General features: G+C 68.1%; 19 protein-coding genes and 1 pseudogene. 10 read left to right on the top strand and 10 right to left on the bottom strand.

Features of this window, described 5'->3' with window-relative positions; translation table 11 throughout:
• Window positions 1-15: 15 nt before the first annotated feature.
• The gene (locus BG482_RS45935) at window positions 16-489 is read right to left on the bottom strand and encodes a DUF2690 domain-containing protein (RefSeq protein ID WP_176741274.1); all 474 of its coding nucleotides are present in this window, start codon (window positions 487-489) and stop codon (window positions 16-18) included.
• A 172-nt stretch (window positions 490-661) separates the two neighbouring features.
• Here BG482_RS45935 and BG482_RS40185 point away from each other — a divergent pair, with 172 nt between their 5' ends.
• The 3 genes and pseudogenes from BG482_RS40185 (at window position 662) to BG482_RS00780 (ending at window position 2,603) form a co-directional block, all read left to right on the top strand.
• Entirely contained in the window at window positions 662-1,564 is a 903-nt protein-coding gene (locus BG482_RS40185; protein WP_079141478.1) for a helix-turn-helix domain-containing protein, read from the top strand.
• Between the two features lie 54 nt (window positions 1,565-1,618).
• A pseudogene (locus BG482_RS44745) lies at window positions 1,619-2,005 on the top strand (lamin tail domain-containing protein); the annotation flags it as partial.
• A gap of 196 nt (window positions 2,006-2,201) precedes the next feature.
• A complete protein-coding gene (locus BG482_RS00780; RefSeq protein WP_069766829.1) occupies window positions 2,202-2,603 on the top strand; it encodes a hypothetical protein in 402 nt (133 codons plus the stop codon).
• 19 nt (window positions 2,604-2,622) lie between these two features.
• Here the strand turns inward: BG482_RS00780 and BG482_RS40175 are convergent.
• Window positions 2,623-3,431 (bottom strand): IS5 family transposase gene (locus BG482_RS40175; protein WP_256096140.1). Its coding sequence is split into 2 segments (ribosomal slippage): window positions 2,623-3,111 and window positions 3,114-3,431, totalling 807 coding nucleotides; the frame shifts between segments, so codons are not numbered across the junction.
• Window positions 3,432-3,894: 463 nt separating this feature from the next.
• Between BG482_RS40175 and BG482_RS40170 the strand changes: the two genes are divergently transcribed.
• The gene (locus tag BG482_RS40170) at window positions 3,895-4,044 is read left to right on the top strand and encodes a hypothetical protein (RefSeq protein WP_256096170.1); all 150 of its coding nucleotides are present in this window, start codon (window positions 3,895-3,897) and stop codon (window positions 4,042-4,044) included.
• A 327-nt stretch (window positions 4,045-4,371) separates the two neighbouring features.
• On the top strand, window positions 4,372-4,509 hold the full coding sequence (locus BG482_RS40165) for a DUF397 domain-containing protein (RefSeq protein ID WP_256096139.1): 138 nt from the start codon (window positions 4,372-4,374) through the stop codon (window positions 4,507-4,509).
• On the opposite strand, the gene BG482_RS00765 is transcribed toward BG482_RS40165, so the two are convergent.
• The 4 genes from BG482_RS00765 to BG482_RS00745 form a co-directional block, all read right to left on the bottom strand.
• The gene (locus BG482_RS00765) at window positions 4,492-4,860 is read right to left on the bottom strand and encodes a VOC family protein (protein WP_069766826.1); all 369 of its coding nucleotides are present in this window, start codon (window positions 4,858-4,860) and stop codon (window positions 4,492-4,494) included. The two genes, BG482_RS40165 and BG482_RS00765, sit on opposite strands and share 18 nt — an antisense overlap.
• 1,122 nt (window positions 4,861-5,982) lie before the next feature.
• Window positions 5,983-6,909 carry a hypothetical protein gene (locus BG482_RS00760; protein ID WP_141746511.1) on the bottom strand — a complete coding sequence of 309 codons (927 nt, stop codon included), beginning with the start codon at window positions 6,907-6,909 and terminating at the stop codon, window positions 5,983-5,985.
• Window positions 6,902-7,525, bottom strand: a complete 624-nt coding sequence (locus tag BG482_RS00755) for an RNA polymerase sigma factor (RefSeq protein ID WP_069766824.1) — start codon at window positions 7,523-7,525, stop codon at window positions 6,902-6,904. The genes BG482_RS00760 and BG482_RS00755 overlap by 8 nt, the downstream gene beginning before the upstream one ends.
• 494 nt (window positions 7,526-8,019) lie before the next feature.
• Window positions 8,020-8,457 carry a hypothetical protein gene (locus tag BG482_RS00745; RefSeq protein WP_069766822.1) on the bottom strand — a complete coding sequence of 146 codons (438 nt, stop codon included), beginning with the start codon at window positions 8,455-8,457 and terminating at the stop codon, window positions 8,020-8,022.
• Between the two features lie 220 nt (window positions 8,458-8,677).
• Between BG482_RS00745 and BG482_RS45930 the strand changes: the two genes are divergently transcribed.
• The 3 genes from BG482_RS45930 to BG482_RS00735 all read left to right on the top strand — a co-directional run bounded on the left by BG482_RS45930 (window position 8,678) and on the right by BG482_RS00735 (window position 12,858).
• Entirely contained in the window at window positions 8,678-9,310 is a 633-nt protein-coding gene (locus BG482_RS45930) for an SDR family NAD(P)-dependent oxidoreductase (protein WP_079141475.1), read from the top strand.
• Between the two features lie 52 nt (window positions 9,311-9,362).
• Window positions 9,363-11,228: an alpha/beta fold hydrolase gene (locus BG482_RS00740; protein ID WP_176741273.1), complete on the top strand. Its 1,866-nt coding sequence runs from the start codon at window positions 9,363-9,365 to the stop codon at window positions 11,226-11,228.
• Window positions 11,229-11,433: 205 nt separating this feature from the next.
• On the top strand, window positions 11,434-12,858 hold the full coding sequence (locus BG482_RS00735) for a serine hydrolase (RefSeq protein ID WP_069766821.1): 1,425 nt from the start codon (window positions 11,434-11,436) through the stop codon (window positions 12,856-12,858).
• Window positions 12,859-13,421: 563 nt separating this feature from the next.
• Here BG482_RS00735 and BG482_RS44735 read toward each other — a convergent pair.
• Window positions 13,422-14,051, bottom strand: a complete 630-nt coding sequence (locus BG482_RS44735) for an aminotransferase class V-fold PLP-dependent enzyme (RefSeq protein ID WP_306286764.1) — start codon at window positions 14,049-14,051, stop codon at window positions 13,422-13,424.
• A gap of 166 nt (window positions 14,052-14,217) precedes the next feature.
• Complete coding sequence (locus BG482_RS00725) at window positions 14,218-14,952, bottom strand: hypothetical protein (protein WP_069766820.1); 735 nt, start codon at window positions 14,950-14,952, stop codon at window positions 14,218-14,220.
• 525 nt (window positions 14,953-15,477) lie between these two features.
• On the opposite strand from BG482_RS00725, the gene BG482_RS45925 reads away from it, so the two are divergent.
• A complete protein-coding gene (locus tag BG482_RS45925; protein WP_069766819.1) occupies window positions 15,478-16,053 on the top strand; it encodes a beta-L-arabinofuranosidase domain-containing protein in 576 nt (191 codons plus the stop codon).
• A gap of 130 nt (window positions 16,054-16,183) precedes the next feature.
• On the opposite strand, the gene BG482_RS00715 is transcribed toward BG482_RS45925, so the two are convergent.
• Window positions 16,184-16,828, bottom strand: coding sequence for a GAP family protein (locus tag BG482_RS00715; RefSeq protein WP_069766818.1), 645 nt, complete (start codon window positions 16,826-16,828; stop codon window positions 16,184-16,186).
• A gap of 406 nt (window positions 16,829-17,234) precedes the next feature.
• Here BG482_RS00715 and BG482_RS00710 point away from each other — a divergent pair, with 406 nt between their 5' ends.
• On the top strand, window positions 17,235-17,435 hold the full coding sequence (locus BG482_RS00710) for a hypothetical protein (RefSeq protein WP_141746510.1): 201 nt from the start codon (window positions 17,235-17,237) through the stop codon (window positions 17,433-17,435).
• Window positions 17,436-17,483: 48 nt separating this feature from the next.
• Here the strand turns inward: BG482_RS00710 and BG482_RS00705 are convergent, their stop codons facing one another.
• Window positions 17,484-18,251 (bottom strand): endonuclease/exonuclease/phosphatase family protein, encoded by a 768-nt coding sequence (locus BG482_RS00705; protein ID WP_069766816.1) that lies wholly within the window; start codon window positions 18,249-18,251, stop codon window positions 17,484-17,486.
• Window positions 18,252-18,796: the final 545 nt, after the last annotated feature.

Here is an 18,796-nt window from a genome sequence, read left to right as displayed (position 1 = left end):
AGGATCTTGAACCTTCTACACGCAGGCAGTGCGGAAGTAGCCCCAGGTCCTTGTTTGGACGTCTGCGTAAACGCAGAGGACGGGTGAATAGATCATTGCTGACCAGCTGTATGTGGCGTTTCGACCGATCAACTGCGTGACACGAGGCAGGCCGTCGCCGCGATCAGGCTGTACAGCTCGCAACCACGTCGGATCAGTGTCGAGGTACATGCGCGCCCAGTTGGTGTGGCAACTCGGCGACCAACGCAATTCCAACTGCTGTTGGACTGCCGGAAGCTGATAGTGCGCGACGGTCACAGCGTCTGCGGAGCAGCCGCTCGCCTGCGGATCCTGGTAGGTACAGCCTGAACCTGAGCATGTAGCGGCGCTCGCTGATGGGGCCGCGAGCGAGGTAACGCCGGTGCTCAATGCCGCGGCGAGGCCCAGGGTGACGAGCCTCGACCGCCAGTTCGACTTAGTGCTACTGGTGGGGTTCTTGTGCGCTTGCATGGACATCCTTGCCTCTCGCTGCTTGTTCCTAGCTGACAGGGTCGGACCGCACCCGACGTCACTGCAGACGCGGATTCAACTGACGCGGTACTTCCCACTGGTCTACGCTTCGTAGGGGTTGGCTAACAGCCTGTCCATGCCTGGTTAACTATCGTGGACAACTGGGGGATCCGTGCCGCGACCAGAGCGCCCGTTAGATGCCGCTTCGGGACCAGAAGTGAAGTTCGCTGCCGATCTTCGTGAATTACGTAAGGCGGCGGGAAGTCCGTCATATCGAGAGCTAAGCGAGAAGGCTCACTTTTCCAGGGCCTCTCTTTCTGCCGCCGCTAGCGGACATCGTCTTCCTACCTGGGAAGTAACTAGGGCTTACGTCACGGTATGCGGAGGCGACATAGATGAATGGCTCCATAGGTGGAAGGCGGTTCGATCTGAACTGGGCCTGGAGCCGGCAGAGTCCGCAGGCAAGAATGCTCCCGTCTCTGAAATTGTTACTGACTCCCCCCAGGCTGTTTCCAGGGCCAAAGGAGAGGGCTCCTGGACGTGGCTGGGGAGGTCATTCTGGGCCCTCGCTATTTCTTTGGCGGCACTATTGGTGTCTGTTTCCCTGCCTTATGTGACTAGTTCGTCGAAGTCGAATCAGGTAGAAGGCGATGAGGTAAAGCCCACTGCGCGCTACCTTGAAAGTCCTGAGCCCGTGTTAGACAACGCCGATCCTAAGCGCGCGGGATGTGCTGATGACCCTGTTGGCGTAAAGACACTGGACAGCGTTCAGCTCAATACTTCTTTACGTCAACTGCTTGGAATTGTTGAATTGAGACATTCTCCGACATGTGGGGCCGACTGGGGGAGATTTACGCCCAGTGAAAGAATGACGTATGTGCATTCTGAATACGAAATCACGATTACGGCTCGTAGGCCCTCGACTCGCACTGTGGGTGCGCCATTCGTTGTGACTTTTGACGGCCAGGCAGCCTATGGGAATATACTGCTGGAGCGATCTGGGTGCATCGAAATCACCGTGGAAATTGTGTCCAAAATGGGTGGCGGGACCGCGACAACTGCCTGCAAGGTATAGTTAAATCAACGTCGTCTGGCTGCTGCCGCGCTCGCGGCCGGTGCTCTTGTCTCGGTGGCGGCGCTGCCAGCTTCTGCGGCTGACCATCGTCCGGCCCGGGAGAGGGTGGAGATCTCCGCCGTCAAGGCCGACTCGCCGGGACGCAACAACCGCTCCCACAAGGAGTGGGTGGAGCTGACCAACACCACCCGCCACGCAATCAACCTCGATGGCTGGACTCTCGAGGACGAGTCCGGCAAGACCTACACCTTCGACGACTACCGCCTGGTCGGCCGCGCCACGGTCCGCATCCACGCCGGCATCGGCCGCGACACCCGCACCGACCTGTTCCAGGACCGCCGTACCTAGGTGTGGAACAACGACTACGACACCGCCACCCTGCGCAACGACCACGGCCGCCTCGTCGACGAGGAGTCCTGGGGCCACCGCCGCCACCACGGCCGCTCCGCGACGAGGGGTCCTGGCGTCACCACGGCCACGGCGACTTCCGTCGCTGACCCACCCGCCCTCCCACAGGGCACAGCCATAGAGCTCGTAACACGATCACGCACCCAAGTCCCAGTAGTCGTCACATGGTGGAGCGTGGGAGCGTGGCCCTGGACCGTGGGTGATGACCTGTGCGGGGAAGAGGGTCTGGATGAGCGTGGTGTGGGCGGCGACGTCGCCGGAATCGGGACTGTTCCACCCGGTTGAGAGACATTCAGAGGTGGAGGATCTGTCGGACCGCCTCAACGACCTGCGTTCCCGTGGACAGGGCTACGTCGAGGTTCGGTCGCTGGACAGGGAGTTCCCGGTGCTGATCCTGGCCTTCCGGGATGATCACGCGGTCGTCCATCTGATGAGTGGCACCGAGCGGATGTCTCTGCTCGTAGGAGACGGCACGGTGCCCACGGGCGCCGAGGTCGAAGTCCCGATCATGGACGACCTCGCCGCGTTCACGGGCGACTTCGTCCTGGATATCGATCGGGCATGGAACCTGGTGCATGAGTTCACCCAGACGCAGGCGGCCGACCCTCTGGGTAAGTGGTGTGAGGTGTAGCCAGCAACTCGGAGCGTGATCATGATCGGTGCTTCTTCAGCCGCCTCCAGCAGATGAGGCCGCAGGCCAATGAGATGAAGGCGTCGTGGAGTTCGGTTCGGCGTTCCCAGCGGACAGCGAGGCGTTTGAACTGGTGGAGCAGGGCGAAGGTCTGCTCGACGACGTAACGGAGTTTGCCCAGGCCCTTGATGTTCGGGGCGCCCTTGCGGGAGATGACCGGCAGGATCCTGCGCTTGCGCAGCTCCTCGCGGTTGGGGTTGGAGTCGTAGCCCTTGTCGCCGAGCAGCGAGTCGGGGCGGCGGCGTGGCCGACCGGGCCGTCCGGCCACAGGCGGGATGCCGTCGACCAGAGCGAGGGTCTGGGTGACGTCGTTGACGTTGGCCGCGGTGGTGACGACCTTGAGCGAAGTGCCGCGTCCGTCGCAGATCAAGTGATGCTTGCTGCCCGTCTTCCGCCGGTCGACCGGCGACGGACCGGTATCGGCACCCCCTTTTTCGCACGGATGTGGGAGCCGTCCACACACGCGCGGGACCAGTCGAGTTCGCCGGCCGCGTTCAACTCGGCGAGCAGAACGCGGTGCATCTGCTCGAAGACGCCGACCTGCTGCCAGCGAACCAGGCGGCGCCAGCAGGTCTGCCCCGAGCCGAACCCCAGCTCCAGCGGCAGGAGTTGCCAGGCTATGTCGTTGTGGAGCACGTAAAGAATGCCTTGCAGACACAGCCGATCCGCCACCGGCCGCGGACCTGGCGACCTCTCCGGCCACGGCGGCAGCAACGGCTCGATCAGCACCCACAAGTCATCGTCCACGATCCACGGCCGAGTACTCACACATCACGAACGGCCGAATCAGCACACCAGTCACGGCCCACCACGACACTTCAACAAGATCGTGTTACGAGCTCATAGGGTGATCCCCCCTGGCGTGACAGTCGGCGGCGCGCGATCCCGTGGCGCGATCGCGGGTGGCCTTTCGTTCGGTGGCCTCCTGGATGCCGGGGGAGGCCGCCGCTTCGTAGGCTGGAGGTGCTCGGGGCCGGCGGCGGTGGAGGTGTGCGGTACCCCGAACGATTTGGTCCGGCGCGATCAGCTTCGGCCTGGTCGCTTTTCCGAACTGCCGGTTCGGCCGAGAACGGATTCAACTCCCGATGGAGCGGCGGGAAGCGCAAGTCGCGGGCGGATCAGGCCGGGATACTGACCGAGCGTGCGTGATGCGGAACGCTTTGGCCATGAGCGAAGAATCCGAGCGGCTGGCGAAGCTCTCATCGAGTTCCGGGAAGCCGAGGGCATCTCCATGAGGGAGCTTGCACGTCGCACACAGTTGAGCCAGGCGACCATCAGGCTTCACGAGAGCGATCGCGGACGCCCACCCATTCCCTTTGCGGCCCGCCGTTTCGAGGAGGTTCTCGGCTGGGCACCGGGCAGCATCCCGAGCACTGCGTAGAAGACGGCGGCGCGCGGACCGCGCAGTGCGTGGCGCATCCGCAGGCCGCGCCACCGACCACCAGGGCCCGATCACGGTCACGGTGCGACAACACCAGCCCCGACCATGCGGGTCAGCCACAGCGTGTGCCACACCCGCAAGGTCTCCAGGCGGGGAAGGTCATCCGGCAGGTCATCGAACACGCAAGCGTCACGGTTGCAGGCGGACCGCCCGAGACTGCGGCGATGCGCGCTTCGGGGCGCCCTGGATCCCGCGTGTGGTGCTTGAAGGTGTTCGTAATGGCTTCCGCGACACGTAGAGGCTCGGTGGCCAGTACCTGGTTTACTGGTGGTTTCCGCTCCAGGCACCATCCGCGTACGCGACTCGAAGCGCAGGCAGGGCCCCCAGCTCGCCTTCGGTCGGCAGGAATGGGCCGCCTTTCTCTCGTACGCCACCGATCACGGCCCCTCAACCTGCGAGCGGTGACCCCACACGGTGAGCCGTGCCGTCGGCGTCCACGTACGCGAACTCGCGGAGGTTGTAGGGCGTGTCGGCCGGCTCGACGAAGCGGCCCTCGACACCCAAGGTCTTCCACTCCGCGTAGACGGCGTCGGCATCGCTCACGTAGAGGTAGATGACGGCTCCCGTGCGGTGAGGGTCGTGCTCGGACCACTCCGAGAGGTGGATCGAGACCGAGCCCCGCTCGGCGAAGCCGTAGCGATCCGGGCCCTCGTAGGCGTGCGCCGTGAAGCCCAGACGGCGGTATCGATCCAGAGCGGCATCAAGGTCCCGGACGGGGACGACGGGGGCGACGCTACTGAAGACGACTTCTGGCATCCGGCCAGTCTTGCAGGCGGACGCCCCCGGACGCAGTGCGCACCTCTATGCCCGAGTCCCCGTCCGTTCTGGCACGGAAGCAGCACCCCGCGGTCCCCTCGCAGCCGCATCGATCAAGGCTCTTGCTGCTCGCGCGCGGCAGTGCCATCCGCGAAACCTCTGCGGCCTCGCCTGGTTGCTCGAACTTGGCCGACGATGAGTCCCGCAAGCGCAACCAGAAAACAGATCGCCGCTACGCCGAAGCCCACCCGCAGTAGGGGCGGTCGTCCGTTACCCCACGCGCGGGCGCCGGCCCAGACCGCTGCGGCCGTGAGCCCGAGACCCTGGATCCACCATCGCTCATCCTTGGCGCTCGTCATGTACTTCATCAGTGTCATGCGTGATGATCCCATTCGCGCCCAACTACCACTCACCTCGGCTCACATCCCGTCTGCCGTCGGCCCGCCTTCAGCAGGAATCGGCCGTCTTCGTCCGCCTCCTGGGTAAGGGACCGTCAATGCGAAGGTCCCCGACCACGATGGGTTGGGGGTCCTTCGAACCGATGGGGCTGACAGGATTTGAACCAATGGCCTCATCCTTATGGGGTCGGTCACAGGGCGTCGGAGAGGTTGGTCAACCGGCCGTGGTCCTCGGCGTACTGTCCGCCGAGGTTCGCCGCCGACCGCCGGTGTCCGCGTCGGTTGGTGTCTGTCGGCGACGGCTGAAAAGTGATCCAGAACCTGAAAAGTGGACCGGGTGCGGCGCTTGAAAGTTGACCCCCTCCAAGGGTCTGGCTCGTTGAGTCAGGCCGGGAGGAGTGGTGATCAACTGGGACGCCGCATTCAGAGCCTCGCTGCACCCTCACCGGCCTCAGCCACGCTGCCGTGCCGTCGCCATGACTCGTGCGTCGGGGAGCATCCGCCGTGAGTACCGCCGTAGGAGTTCGGTCCGTAGACCGTGCGGGCGACGCCCCTTCCAGTCCCGAGCCAGGTCTTCTCGCTGAGTGTCGTGGTTGGCCAGACGGACCAACCACGACACTCAGTCACAGACGCCGATACTGCCCTCGTCCGCGTTCCTGCCGGCGAGAGGGCTTCGGCGGGATTGGTGGTGCCGTCATCGGCCTCGCTGTCAGAGAAGACAGGCTCAGGGACGCACGCCCGGCTCGTTCACGGCAGCCGCGAACCTCTGCACGGCTGAGACCCTGATCAGGGTTTCCTCTGTCGTGACCTTGGAGTCGATCATTCCGCCGACGAGCATCATCGTGCGTTCACCCCGGTACTCGTAGGTCTTTGGATCGAGGAGCAGCTCGTCCCGGCGGTGGGTCTCCTTGGTGAACGGGTTGTCGTCCGAAGGGTGGATGGCCAGGGCAGGCCTGCCCATCGCGTCCTTGACGAGCTGCGGACGGACCACCACGCCGGGGATCGTTTTGAGCGCGCGGAAGAGCGACAGGCGGACCTCGAACGGAATGGTGTCCGCGCTGGAGAACGTGTACTGGATCCGCTGGTAATCGCCCCCGAAGCGGATCACCTTAGAGAGGGACCGCAGCAGCTGCTGCGGCTCGCTCGGCAGTTTCTCCAGCTTCTGACGCAGTTTCTTCGGCGATCCGGTGTTCGCCTCGCCGGTCACCGAATCCAGGACGCCGTTCGGCAGCGTGCGGCGGACCTTGCCGCTGCCGTACTGCGTCCATGTCTCCTGCGTGAACTCCCAGTATGCCGGGGTGCCCTTCTCGGAAACGGGATGAAGGTCGTCGCGGAAGTTGAGCGTCGACTGCCGCGTCAGGGTCTTCTGGTAGAGCCACTGACCGTCGGTGGGTTCGGGAGACGTGGCGTACTCGGCCTCCACCCGGTGGGTGCCGGTCGTCGGCGCCACCTGCGCCACCAGCACCGCCGCTACCACCCCGGCGGCAGCGCCCGCCGCGGCGAGCTTCCAGCCGGCCCGTGGCCAAAAGCGGCGGCGCTGCCTTTGTTCGGCGGCGGCGTCCAGCAGCCTCTGCCGCCCAGGCGTCAGCCGGGCCCGGTCAGCGGCGGGCGCGTCCGGCCGGAAGGTCTTCAGCGTCGTCATCTCATCCATGGCCGGCCTCCGGGGCGAAATCCTGCACGAGAGTGGGGTCGTCGCCCAGCGCGGAGCGCACCTTCCTGCGCGCCCGGTTGAGCCGGGAACGGACGGTGCCGACCGGGATGGCGAGCGCCTCGGCGACCTCCTGATAGCTGAGGTCGGCCCACGCGACGAGGAGCAGTACGTTCCGGTCGCCGCCGGACAGCGAGGCGAGCGCGCCAGCGAGGAGGCGGTGCGCAGCCTGCGCGGTGACCCGGTCGTCCGCGTGATCGACCCAGGACTCGGTGACCGAGTCGTGGCCGGTGCGGGCGAGCGCCCTCAGGGCGCGCTCCTCGGTGCGGCGCTGCTTGCCGATCAGGTTGGCGGCGATGCCGAAGAACCAGGGCCGGGCGTTCGTGCGGGTCAGGTCGTAGCGCGAGCGAGCCCGGAACGCCACGAGGAAAGTGTCGGCCGTAAGATCGTCGGCGGCCGCGTCGCCGAGCCGCCGCATGACGTAGCGGTGGACATCGGCTGCGTACCGGTTGTACAACACGGCGAAGACCTCGGGCCGCCGCAGGGACTGGGCAATGGCGGACGAGTCATCGTGGTGGTGCTCGTGGTCGTCGTGCCCGACGTCCGGTGGGCCGGTCACGGGGTCTCCGTCTCTGACGTATGTGGTCACACTCTCTCTTCCCCGGTGGGACCCGCCGAGTTCACGCCGAATGTCGCGTCCACGCCAAGGCTGGTCGCTCAGCTCGAAAGCCCGCAACACTACGCTGACACTCTCGAGACCGAGCTCACCGACACGCTCGCCCCCTATCTCCTGCGGCAGGGTTTCGAACCCGTCGGCGGCACGGCCGCCGAGCCGCCCCTGTTGGACTGCTGGGGCACGGTGCCTGCCCAGGTGCCGGGCATCGAGACGGGCGGCAACCTGCTGACGGTCCTGGACGACAACGCGGAAGTGCTCTGGTCTTCAGACTCCGGGCTGGCTAGGCCTCTGGCTGGGGGAACGATGCGTCGTCGGTTCATTGAGCACACGTGGAATTGGAGCCCGAGGCGCCCGAGCCGAAGGAACAGGGCCAGGTCCTGGACCTGATGGCCGCACCGCAGGAATCGGACTGAGCGCGAGAGCGAGCGGCGCGCCGGTCAGTATCGGCGGCCGTCGTACCGTAGGGCCGGTCGACGCAGGATCTCGCCCAGCCAGCCGAGGGTGAAGGCCACCAGGTCCTCGACCGGTCCGGTGCGCTCGCGGGGCACGATGTCGGGGCACTCCTGCGTCAACGCGAAGTTGCAGATGTGCAGTTCACTGCACCGTACGGTGTCCGCCTCCAGGGCGGCGCCGAGTGCGAGGAAGCGCACTCGCCGGTGATCGAGGTCCACGACGAGGCGCATCTCGTCGTGCTCCGCGGTGTTGCCGTCTTCATCGGGCTCGTCGCGGGGGAAGAACAGCACGTACGTGTCGCTGGGCCGGCAAGGCCACTCCCGCGCGCCCTCGCGCACCAGGCGCAGGAACTCGCGCTGGGACGGCTCGCAGTTCTCCGGGGTCTTGGCGTCTTCGTCGAACTCGAACCAGGTCGGGTGCACGGGTGTCATCGTAGGTTCGAGCGGCCTTGCCGTTCGACTGGGTTTCGGCCCACGATGCCGGCGCCTGCCCAAGGAACCTCGCCCGTCTTCCTCCCGCCGCGCGGCGGGTCTCGCGCCGGGGCTGCAGGGGCCTTGCACCGTTGTGTCCGCGGCAACCACCGGTGGTGACCAGCGTCTGCCGGGCGCTGCTTGACCTTGCCGCGGGCGGCAGGGTCGGACGATGACCGGCATGAACAGCATCGCGCCGCGCACCAGCAGGATCGTCGCCGTCACCGGAGCCGGCACCGGGATCGGCCGGGTCACTGCCCGTGCCTTCGCCGACGAGGGCACCCACGTGATTGCGATCGGGCAGCACCTCGAGCCGCTCGAAGAGACCGCTGCTGCACCGTGCGGGGGAGCTGGTCGCCCTGGGGGAGGGCACCGTGGGTGCCATTGTCCGCAGCCTTCACGGCTGACTACCGCCAACCTTGCATCGTCTTCCTACGGGCCCTCCCGATGGCGGGGCCATCGCCGGCGTGCTGGGCATGCTCATCGCGCAGCCTCTCGGCGGCCGCCTTGTCCCCGGTGCGTGCCTCGGCTCGGGCAGCCCTGGTCTGCGCATGCCAATGCCCTCAAATGCGGCTCGCCGTCGGCGACCTCGACACCGAGCGCGGCCTCACCCCGGGCAGCAGGAACTCCAGCGAGGCCTTGCCTTGCGCGGGAGCGGCACGTTCCTGTGCGTCCACGGAGGTCGGCAGACGGTCCCCACCAGAACCCGGCGACCTGGCCCTTGCCTGACCCCTTTGGGTCTGCCGCGGTGCGGGGCGCGAGTCGGCTTTGCAGTATGGCGTCTGACGACCCCGACCCTGTGTGACGAGTCGAGCGGTGTCGTCGCGCAGCCACCGACACTGCCTCGGAAGGACGACATGCCCATACGCAACCGCGGCACTGCCGCCGCAGCCGCCATGTTCCTGGCCGGTTTGACGATGCTCAGCGCGGCTCCGGCCCACGGCGCGTCCGGCCTGACCGTCACTCGCCTGAAACCGGCAGTGGGGGAGGGCACCTCCCCTTGGGCGAGCCGGCCACGGTCCGGCCTGTCGCCGGGACGACCGGCCGGTGAGGCCGGGCCTGCAGAGGCGAAGGTCGGCATGCACACCGTCGCCTCCGGTAACACGCTGTGGGACATAGCCCAGCAGGCCCTCGGCGACGCCACGCGGTGGAGCAGTGTCTACGACCTCAACCGGCAGACCATCGAGCAAGAGGCCCTGCGGCACGGATACCGCTCCAGCGACCGCGGCCACTGGATCTTCCCGGGCACCATGCTCGCCCTGCCCCAGGCTTCTGCGGCGCGGACGCTGCCGGCGTCGCGGTTCATGCAAGCTCCCTGCCCGACGACGTACGGAGAGCTGCAGGACACCCGCTGCGGCTTCCTCGTCGTGCCGGAGAACCGGGCCCGCCCGTCATCGCGCACGCTTCGCCTGGCCGTCGCGCGCGTCCGCTCCGCGTCTCCGCGACCCCACGCCGATCCGATCGTGTTCTTCACCGGCGGGCCCGGCGCGGACGCCCTGGCAGACATCGCGGGACTGACCGAGGCGGGGCTGAACCGCGACCGCGACCTGATCGTCCTGTCCCAGCGCGGGACGTACTCGTCCGAGCGGCGGCTGACGTGTCCGGAGATCGACCAGTTCTACGGCGAACGCGTCCACCTTCTCTACGACGCGCCCTCCACCGGAGACCGTTACGCCCGGGCGGCGGCTCGGTGCCATGACCGGCTGACGGCCCAGGGATACGACCTGGCTGCCTACAACACCAGCGAGAATGCCGCCGACGCGGCGGATCTGCGCAAGGCCCTGGGAATCCGGGAGTGGAACGTCCTGTCGCATTCCTACGGCACGCAACTGGCGCTGACCTACATGCGCATGTTCCCCGAAGGCATCCGGTCCGTAACGATCGACGGCGTCGTACCGCCGTCCGTGGCGACGCCCGGGTGGACGTGGAGCAGCATGAGGGAGTCGTTCGACAACATCGTGGCCGCCTGCGCGGCACAGCTCTCCTGCCGCCAGCACTACCCGAACATCGGGGCCACCTATCTGCGCATGGTGCGTGAGCTGGAGGCTCACCCGGTCACCACCTACGTGACGGTGCCTCAGGCCGGACGGGTGAAGGTGGTCCTCGACGGCGGAGCACTGCTGAACTGGATGGTGCGTGCCAGCCACGCTCCCGAGACCTTCGCGGTGGGCGTGGACGAGCTGGCCCACGGCAACCCCGAGCTCATCGCCCAGCAGTGGGCGTCCGCATGGCTTCCCGGCTCGCAGGGGATGTTCGCTCACGGGTTCTCGCTGAGCGTGTGGTGCAGCGAGTGGGTGCCGTTCGAGACCCCCCAGGAGCAGCTCGCCAAAGGCCGGCAGGCCTTCCCCGAGCTCCCGCGCTCGGTCCTGGCCCAGGCGCCCCAGCTGCCGTTCCTGCGCCAGGCATGTCAGGCCTGGAACGTCCCGAAGGCGCCCGAATCCGTGCGCGAGGTCACTCGGAGCAGCATTCCCACGCTCGCCGTCTCCGGGAGTTTCGACGCGCAGACCGGGGCACAGTGGGGGCGCTACGCGGCCCGGACACTCTCCCGTTCCACAGTGGTGACGCTGGCCGGTGTCGCTCACGGCGCGTACGACACGCCGTGCGGGGCGAAGGTGATCACCTCCTTCTTCGACGACCCCGGGCACCCCGACACCAGTTGCGTGAACACCGTGAAACCGGTGCCGTTCGCCATCGGCAGCGAGGGAGCCGGCACCAGTGAATGAGGAGCTGCTGTCGGCCGGTTCCGACACTCCGCGCTCCGCTGCGTCGCCTGGGCGTCATGGGTCCTCCCGGTGGTCCCGCCGCGGCTTTCTGAGCACTGCGGCCGCCGTCGGCTGCGCGACGGTCTCGCTGGGAACGGCGCCACCGGCGGCCGGATCCCCGCGATCCGCTCCCCAGGGGGGCGGTACCGGCGACACCGGGAACCCCATGTTCAGCGCCCTCGACGCAAAGATCGAGGAGGCCATGCGGACGTACGCGATTCCTGGCGCGGCGGTGGGTGTGCTGCTGAACGGCCAGGAGTACGTCAAGGGTTACGGCGTCACCAACGTCGACCATCCGGTTCCGGTCGACGGCGACACCGTCTTCCGGGTCGGCTCGACCACCAAGACCTTCACCGGTACGACGCTGATGCGGCTGGCCGAGCGGGGCAAAGTCGAGCTGGACGCCCCGGTACGCCGATATCTCCCCGACTTCACCGTCGCCGAACCGTTCGCGTCGTCGCAGGTCACCGTGCGCCAGCTGCTCAACCACAGTGCCGGATGGCTGGGCGACGACTATCAGGACTTCGGTCCCGGCGACGACGCGCTGGCCCGCTTCGTGGCGTCCATGGCGCGGCTTCCTCAACTGACCGAGCCGGGCAGCGTGTTCGCCTACAACAACGCGGCACTGTGCGTGGCCGGCCGGATCATCGAGGTGGTGACGGGCAAGGCCTATGAGGCCGCCGTGCGTGAACTGGTCATCGAGCCCCTCGGGCTGGCCCACACCCGCTTCTCCAGCGACGAGATAGTGGGCTTCAACGTCGCGGCGTCGCACAACGTCGTCGACGGCAAAGCCGTGCTCGAGCCGGCCTTCTGGCCCCAGCCGCGCAGCCTCGCACCGACCGGCGGCCTGATCTCCAGTGTGCGCGACCAGGTGAGCTGGGCCCGCTTCCACCTCGGGGACGGTACCGCCCCCGACGGCACACGCGTGCTGAGCAAGCAATCGCTGGATGAGATGAGCTCCACTCCCGGGCCCGGCGGCACGCTGGTCGTGGAGCTCGACGGCATGGGGGTCACCTGGATGCTGCGTCCGACCGCCCAAGGGCCCCGCGTCGTGCAGCACGGCGGGACCTGGCCGGGCCAGATCTCAGGCTTCATGATGGTTCCCGCCCGCGGCTTCGCACTGACGCTGCTGACCAACTCGGAAGGCGGCACACGGCTCAGGGACGAGCTGTTCACCGACGACTGGGCCCTCCAGCGGTACGCCGGCGTGACCAACCTGCCGGCAACGGCCATGGCCTTGCGCGGCCAGGAGCTCGCGCCCTACGAGGGCCGTTACATGGCCCAGCGGATCAATGAAGAGGGCGCCATGGAGGACGTCGTCACCGAGATGACCCGTCGCAACGGACGGCTGCACGGTACGCAGATTGCCCATGGCCCGGTCGGCCAGGACGAAGCAGCCTCCGAAGAAGAGGACTCGGTCCAGGACCCGACCACCGAGCTGGGAGCCGCCTTCTACAAGAAGGACTTCGCACTCGACCTCGACGCCGAGGGCCAACCGATCGGCACCCGCTCCGACTTCGTGCGCGGACCCGACGGGAAGGTGCTCTGGTGGCGCAACCACGGACGGCTGTACCGCCACCAGACGCGGTGACCAGGCACGAAGGGCCGCGAAACGGTGCCTCCAGGGCACGCACGCTCGGGGGCCGAGGGTGTCATCGTCGCAGCCCGCCACGTCTGAGAAACCGGTCGGAGCGAAACCCGGCGATCGCGGCCGCCGCAGCGGGACTGCCCCGGCGACACGGTGGGTCACCGGACAGGTGTGTCGCCGGGGCGAGGGGCGTGGGCGAGGTACTGGCGATCGCGCGACTGGCCCGCACACACCAGGATTCGGGGACGGTGCCGTGGATGCGTGCTGGTTGTCCTTGGTCAGGTCGACGGTCGGCATGGCTCCCGGTCTTCTCTCGTATACCCGGTGGGGTATACCGTTCAACCGGTGCCCGTCCGGTTTTGCTCCAGGCAGACTCGCGGCAGCGGGACAGCGCATGCGCTCGAAGTCGGCCGGCAGCCCGGTCGGGGCGTCGTCCAGGCGGTCGGAGCGGGACGGGAGCACGGCACCGGCGCGGCCGAGTTGACCGCGCATCGTCTCCTCGCCCAGCCGGTGGTGACGGTCGGGCGCCGCTGCGATGCGTCCGTCTGCGGCGAAGCTCACGCCGGTCAGCCGCAGCGGGGATCGGCGACACCGGCGTGATGGCGCCACTGCCCGGTGTGCGGGTCGAAGCGGTAGTCGGGCAGGAGCCGGTGGCCGTACCCGGCGATCAGGTCGACGGCGTCGATGAGGTAGTCGCGGACGGTATCGCTGATGAGGTAGTTGAAGTTGACGCGGGCCCAGCCCGGCTTGATGCCGTCGCAGCCGCGGACGATCTCCTCGAGCAGGGCGTGGGAAGTGGCGGTGTCGATGGCGAGCAGACGGTGACCGTAAGGGCCCGCGCACGAGCAGCCGCCGCGGGCCTGGACGCCGAACAGGTCGTTGAGCAGGGCGACGACGTAGTTGTGGTGCAGGTAGGAGCGGTCGCCGTGGCGGATGCGGAAGGAGACGATGGACAGGCGCCGGGCGTGGTGGTCGCCGAGTATCTCGATACGCGGGTTGGTGTCCCAGCGGGTCAGCGCCTGCCGCCAGTGGCGCTCCTCGGCTGCCTGAACGGCGTCGGCGCCCACGGCCTGTTTGAGGGCGAACACCAGCCCGGCTCGGATGGATTCGATGATGGCCGGGGTGCCGCCCTCCTCCGACGAGGCAGGTGCTCTGTTGCGCCGCGGTGGACGTCTCCACGGGGAACACGGCGGCATCGGTCGGTGGCTGCACGGCAGCCACCGACCCACCCGGGAGACGCCGGTCGCACGGCCCTTGACCGTATGGCCCAGCGCAGAAGTTCTCTCGGGCAGTGGTCACGCACCGCCAGCGGCGCCCGGTGCCCTCCCTGCGAGCCCCGGCCACCTTGGGCCAGGGGACGGGTCAGCCTTGGCCGGCAGCGCCACCGCTGCTCTTCACCGAAGCCACAACCTGCTTCGCCAGCTTCTTCGCGCTCGCGGCCCCGTTGTCGGCGCCGTCCGTGGACAGCACGCTGACGACGGCAGTGCCCGCGCGGGAGGCGATCAACGTGGTGCCGCTCTCCCAGGCGTCGTCGGTGAGGGTGATGGTGTACGCCGCGTCCCCGAGCCCGGCCGTGGAGGCGCCGGTGACCGTCACCTTGCTCTGGGTGTCGGAGTCCGTATAGCTCGGGCAGGCGGCGACGACGTTCGCCAGGTCCTTCAGCACGTCCGCGGCGGTGGTGCCACGGTAGACGTCGATCTCCTGGTCGAGTTCGGCGGACGTGTCCTTGTCTATGTAGGAGTTCTGTGCGAACGAGACGCCTTCCACGCCGGTGAGACCGATCCAGCTCGTGGCCGCCAGGTCGGCGCAGTGCGGCTTGGCGGCGTTCTTGGTGGCGGGCGCCTGGTAGGTGTCCCCGGTGTCGCGGGCGAGGCTCCGGTCGGCGGCGAAGCCGGCGGGGAAGTACGAGGCGGGTGCCAGTGCCTTCTTCAGCTGCGTCCCCGTCAGGAGGCCGGCATCGGGGTCCTTGCTCTTCGACGCCGTGGCGGCCGTGGGGGTGCTGCCGGCGGAGTCCGCGGAGGTGGAGGAACAGGCGGCCAGGGCCAGCGGGAGCGCCGCGACGGCGAGCATTTTGACGGCATGGGACGGGAGACGCATCGAATTCCTCGAAGTGAAGTACATCGTGCGCCGGACCTGGGTGGGGGACCGGGAGCGGGTGCGCCGTACGAGCGCGGAGGCGTCCGGGGCCTGGCCGGCGGGGCTGGAAGATCGCCGAGCCCGGAGCGACCTTAGGAGGGTGCAGGCCACAGAATGATCACCGAACCCTCAAGGCAAGGTCAAAGCGTCCGCTCCCGTCCGAGGCTTTGCCATGTCTTGGGGGAGTCTTGTGACGATCCGGGAACAGGGTGATCGGCAATCCTTGAGGCGGTTCGATTACCGAGGCTTGTCGGGTTGGTCCTCGGCCCGCGCGCCCCGGCCGACGTCGGGGAGAGCGAGGGCCGCCTCTCGGCCCGCCGCGGGACCGCGGGCCGTCGGAGACCCGCCGGGCATTTGGTCTGTGAGCGGTCGGGCTGCGTCTTCGGTCGGGTAGAGGGTGAGGGTATGGCCGGGCTCGTTGAGGGCGGTGACTCGCGCGGCGGGTGGCGCGTTCGGGGTCGCGCTGGACCAAGTAGGTGCCGCCGAGTGCTCGACTTCGCCAGGGCCTATCCCGTCGACCGCATCCTGGCGGTCTTCCGGGCCAACGCCGGACTCGACACACGAGGCGCCCGGCCGCCGGGCGGCTGGGAGACCGCCGACGGCAATCTGCGCGGCCACTTCGGCGGCCACTTCCTCACTCTCGTCGCGCAGGCGTACGCCGACACACGGGTGGCCGCGCTCAAAGCCAAACTCGACGAACTCGTCGCCGGGCTCGGCGAGTGCCGGCGGGCGACGGCCGACCACGGATCGCCGAAGCCGAGCCACCCCAACTACCTCGCGGCGTACTCGGAGACGCAGTTCATCCGGCTGGAGAGCTGCGCGACCTACCCCGCCATCTGGGCGCGACGAGCGACGGTCATCGGACGGCAGGTGTTGCTCCTCGCCGTATCGCTGGCGTTCACGGCTGTGCTCGTTCTCCTCGCGGTGGGGCCGTGGACCATGCGGGCATTCGGCAGCGAGCGAGAGGTGGCCGAGGCGGGGGCGCTCTTGCTGAGCTTCTCGACCGTCGCCAGGGCCCGCTCCTTCGTTTGTCCAGCGAGTCGCAGGGCATCCTACGGCTGACCTGCTTCATGCGCGCGGGCCGACCGGGTTCGCGACACGTTCGGCCCTCGCGTCATCGGTCCGGCCACCGGCTTCCGACGCGCCTCGTAACCTACGCCCGATGGGTGATCTCAGCAGGGGACCTCCCGCGTCAGGTGACCAGCGCGTAGATGCCCTCGGCCGTCAGCCACAGACCGGCGAGGAGGGAGATGGTGACGATCAGCTGCTCCTGGTGGTCGCCCAGCCAGTTCCGCAGGGCGTTCAGTCGGGCGTTCGCGGCCTCAGGGGCCCAGACGACGTAGATCTCCATCACGATGAGGCTGAGGGTGGCCAGGAGGCAGAAGCCGGTCAGTGCGAGCCAGTCGTGGGTGGTGGAGAGGTTCGCGTCAACGGCTGTCGCAGCGCCGGCCCCGACCAGTCCCCAGGGCTGCAGCAGCCATGCCAGACCGGCTGCCGTGACCAAGGACGCGTCGTCAACCCGGGCGACCCAACGGGGCGGCCCGTGCGGCTGGGGCGGCCGGCGCCGCCGGTACGCGCCGTATGCCACCAGCGCCAGACCGATGGCGAGTTTCGCGGCGACCGCTGCGGTCGAGGGAGCGCTGTTGTGGGCCGGGGGCTGACCACCGGTCAGCAACACCACGACGGCGATCACGGCCAGCAGGTTCGCCAGCCACGACAACAGGAACATCAGACCTTTACGGACGCCGCGCCGCGAGGAGAGCAGCAGGATAAAGGCGCTGTTGTGCAAGGGCCCCAGGGTGATGGCGGTACCGATCACCACCAGATCGAAAACCATCGGACCGGTCGCTCCTGGGCGTCAGTGCCGTCCGAGATCCATGGACCAGGGACTGGTCGGCAAAGGGATGCGGCGCTGCCACCGTGCCGCATCCCGACTGTGCAGGCAGCGCCCTGGCGGGTCAAGCGTGCAACGCCCACGAAGTCCCGCCGGTCCGTCCCGGACTCCGGCGGCGGATCGGGCGCGGGTGGACGTGGTCCGGCCACTCGCCATGCGGCAAGCCCGCCGCGGGCGCCCGGCGGGTGGGCCGTTGCGGGCACGGGGGTGTGCGCGCCGTATCGGACAGCGCAGTCGATCGCGCCGCCTGGACGGAGATCAGATATCGCCGCTGTCGCCATCGCCACGACGCTCCGGGTGGTGCGTGCCGACCGACCCCCCGTCCAGCCCGTCGGGCCCTCCGGCCACCGTGCGCGGTTCAGCGGAACCCGGTGGGGCGGCCTTCACCATCGCCGTGGCCACGCTCACCGGTGGGCTCATCCGTGGCGGGGAGGTGGGCTGGGCCTCGGTCGAGACCCTGACGACCTTCGCCGTCACCGCCTCGGCGTTCATCGCGTTCGTGGTGATCGAGGAACGAACGGCGCGACGTGGGGGAGTCCCGTACGGGTGACCCGGACAGCGTCGCGGGCGGTGCCCTCCACCTACGGCGGCCTGCGCGTCACTTCGACCAGGTCAACTTCGCCCGGACGCCGTAGTGGTCGGACAGGTAGGCCCGGCGTCCCTCGCCCAGTGTCACCTTGTCCTGGAACACGAGGTCGGCGCTGCCGGTCAGTGTCTCCCCGGCTGCGGCTCGGATCAGTACGTGGTCCAGGGCCGGCGGTGACGGCCATCGAGGTGTGGGACGGTAGGTCGGACGCGTGTCGCCGGCGAGGACGTCGCTCAGCCCGGCAGCGGTGATGAAGTCGATGAGTGGCTTCGAGTCGCGCGGGAGGTTCAGGTCACCGACCACGGCGACGGGCAGGGACGGGTCGATGGCCGTGATCAGCGGGGCGAGCCGGGCCAGTTCGCCGGCCGCGATCCGTGTGTACCGGTTCGTGGGCGACCAGTCATCGTCGTGGTTGGCCGACAAGTGGGTGTTCACGACCGCCAGTTCGCCGGCCGGGGTGGTGACGGAGGCCATCTGGGCACCCTTGCGCATGAGGAGTTCGCCGCGCACCGGACCTGTTGTCGGGTATCGCACGAAGCGGTATCGGCTGATCGGCCACCGGGACAGCAGCACCAGGCCGCCTTTGAGCAGGACCGTGCCCGAGCAGGCGACGTACCGGTACCCGGGAGCGGCACGCCGTATCAGCCGGGCGTGGCGCCGGTACATGACCTCCTGAAGGCAGACGATGTCGTAGTCGGACCGATCGAGGGCCGCTCCGAGCGCACGTAGCCGGGCCGGGACATCGCCGGTGTAGAGGGTGTTCAAGGTCAGCAGTCGCATGGCCTTCACAAACTTGTCGCTTTCTGTCCGGTGCCGCCGAGCGGCGCAGGGAGCCGCTCGCGGGGTTGTGCATACTCCATACGTACGGACCGGGAACTCTCGCAGAGTGCCCCGGTGTTCACCCCAGCGAGAATGCACGGGTAAGCGGCTGGTCCGCCTTCGCGCGCTCCGGCACGGACGGCCGTTCCGGGACGCCGGGACGTTCTGCATCCCTGGCCAGGCGGGGTGCGGCCGCAGGGGACACGGGGTGGGACGTGTGTGTGTGGACGCCGCACCGTGGACGTCGGCGGTTCCACGCCATGGCTGTCGGCATCCCTCTGGCTACTGCGGGGAGGACTTCAACGGGACCTCCGGTACCGTCCCGCCCGGCGGAACATCCCTGCGACGGCGGGGGGGGGGACGAAACCGGGCTGCGCACGAACATGACGACGCACCGAGGGGCCTGAAAGGCTATGGCCTACATCCTTCCACTGCAGCAGCGGGTACCGCCGATTCATAGCGCCTTTCGAACATGGAGCAAACGTGAATGCGAAGAGCACTTGGTG

Source organism: Streptomyces sp. LUP30 (assembly GCF_001746365.1).
Classification (GTDB): Bacteria; Actinomycetota; Actinomycetes; order Streptomycetales; family Streptomycetaceae; genus Streptomyces.
The sequence above is the reverse complement of the archived record's forward strand: the minus strand, read 5'-3'. Positions and strand labels throughout refer to the sequence as shown.

Excerpts from the sequence above, each read along its gene's own strand:
- BG482_RS40170 (WP_256096170.1), top strand. The coding sequence starts at position 3,895 with ATGAGGGAGCTTGCACGTCGCACACAGTTGAGCCAGGCGACCATCAGG.
- BG482_RS00760 (WP_141746511.1), bottom strand. The coding sequence starts at position 6,909 with ATGGATGAGATGACGACGCTGAAGACCTTCCGGCCGGACGCGCCCGCC.
- BG482_RS00705 (WP_069766816.1), bottom strand. The coding sequence starts at position 18,251 with ATGCGACTGCTGACCTTGAACACCCTCTACACCGGCGATGTCCCGGCC.
- BG482_RS45930 (WP_079141475.1), top strand. The coding sequence starts at position 8,678 with ATGACCGGCATGAACAGCATCGCGCCGCGCACCAGCAGGATCGTCGCC.
- BG482_RS00725 (WP_069766820.1), bottom strand. The coding sequence starts at position 14,952 with ATGCGTCTCCCGTCCCATGCCGTCAAAATGCTCGCCGTCGCGGCGCTC.
- BG482_RS44735 (WP_306286764.1), bottom strand. The coding sequence starts at position 14,051 with ATGCCGCCGTGTTCCCCGTGGAGACGTCCACCGCGGCGCAACAGAGCA.
- BG482_RS00740 (WP_176741273.1), top strand. The coding sequence starts at position 9,363 with ATGCCCATACGCAACCGCGGCACTGCCGCCGCAGCCGCCATGTTCCTG.
- BG482_RS00765 (WP_069766826.1), bottom strand. The coding sequence starts at position 4,860 with ATGCCAGAAGTCGTCTTCAGTAGCGTCGCCCCCGTCGTCCCCGTCCGG.
- BG482_RS00780 (WP_069766829.1), top strand. The coding sequence starts at position 2,202 with ATGAGCGTGGTGTGGGCGGCGACGTCGCCGGAATCGGGACTGTTCCAC.
- BG482_RS00715 (WP_069766818.1), bottom strand. The coding sequence starts at position 16,828 with ATGGTTTTCGATCTGGTGGTGATCGGTACCGCCATCACCCTGGGGCCC.
- BG482_RS00735 (WP_069766821.1), top strand. The coding sequence starts at position 11,434 with ATGTTCAGCGCCCTCGACGCAAAGATCGAGGAGGCCATGCGGACGTAC.
- BG482_RS45935 (WP_176741274.1), bottom strand. The coding sequence starts at position 489 with ATGCAAGCGCACAAGAACCCCACCAGTAGCACTAAGTCGAACTGGCGG.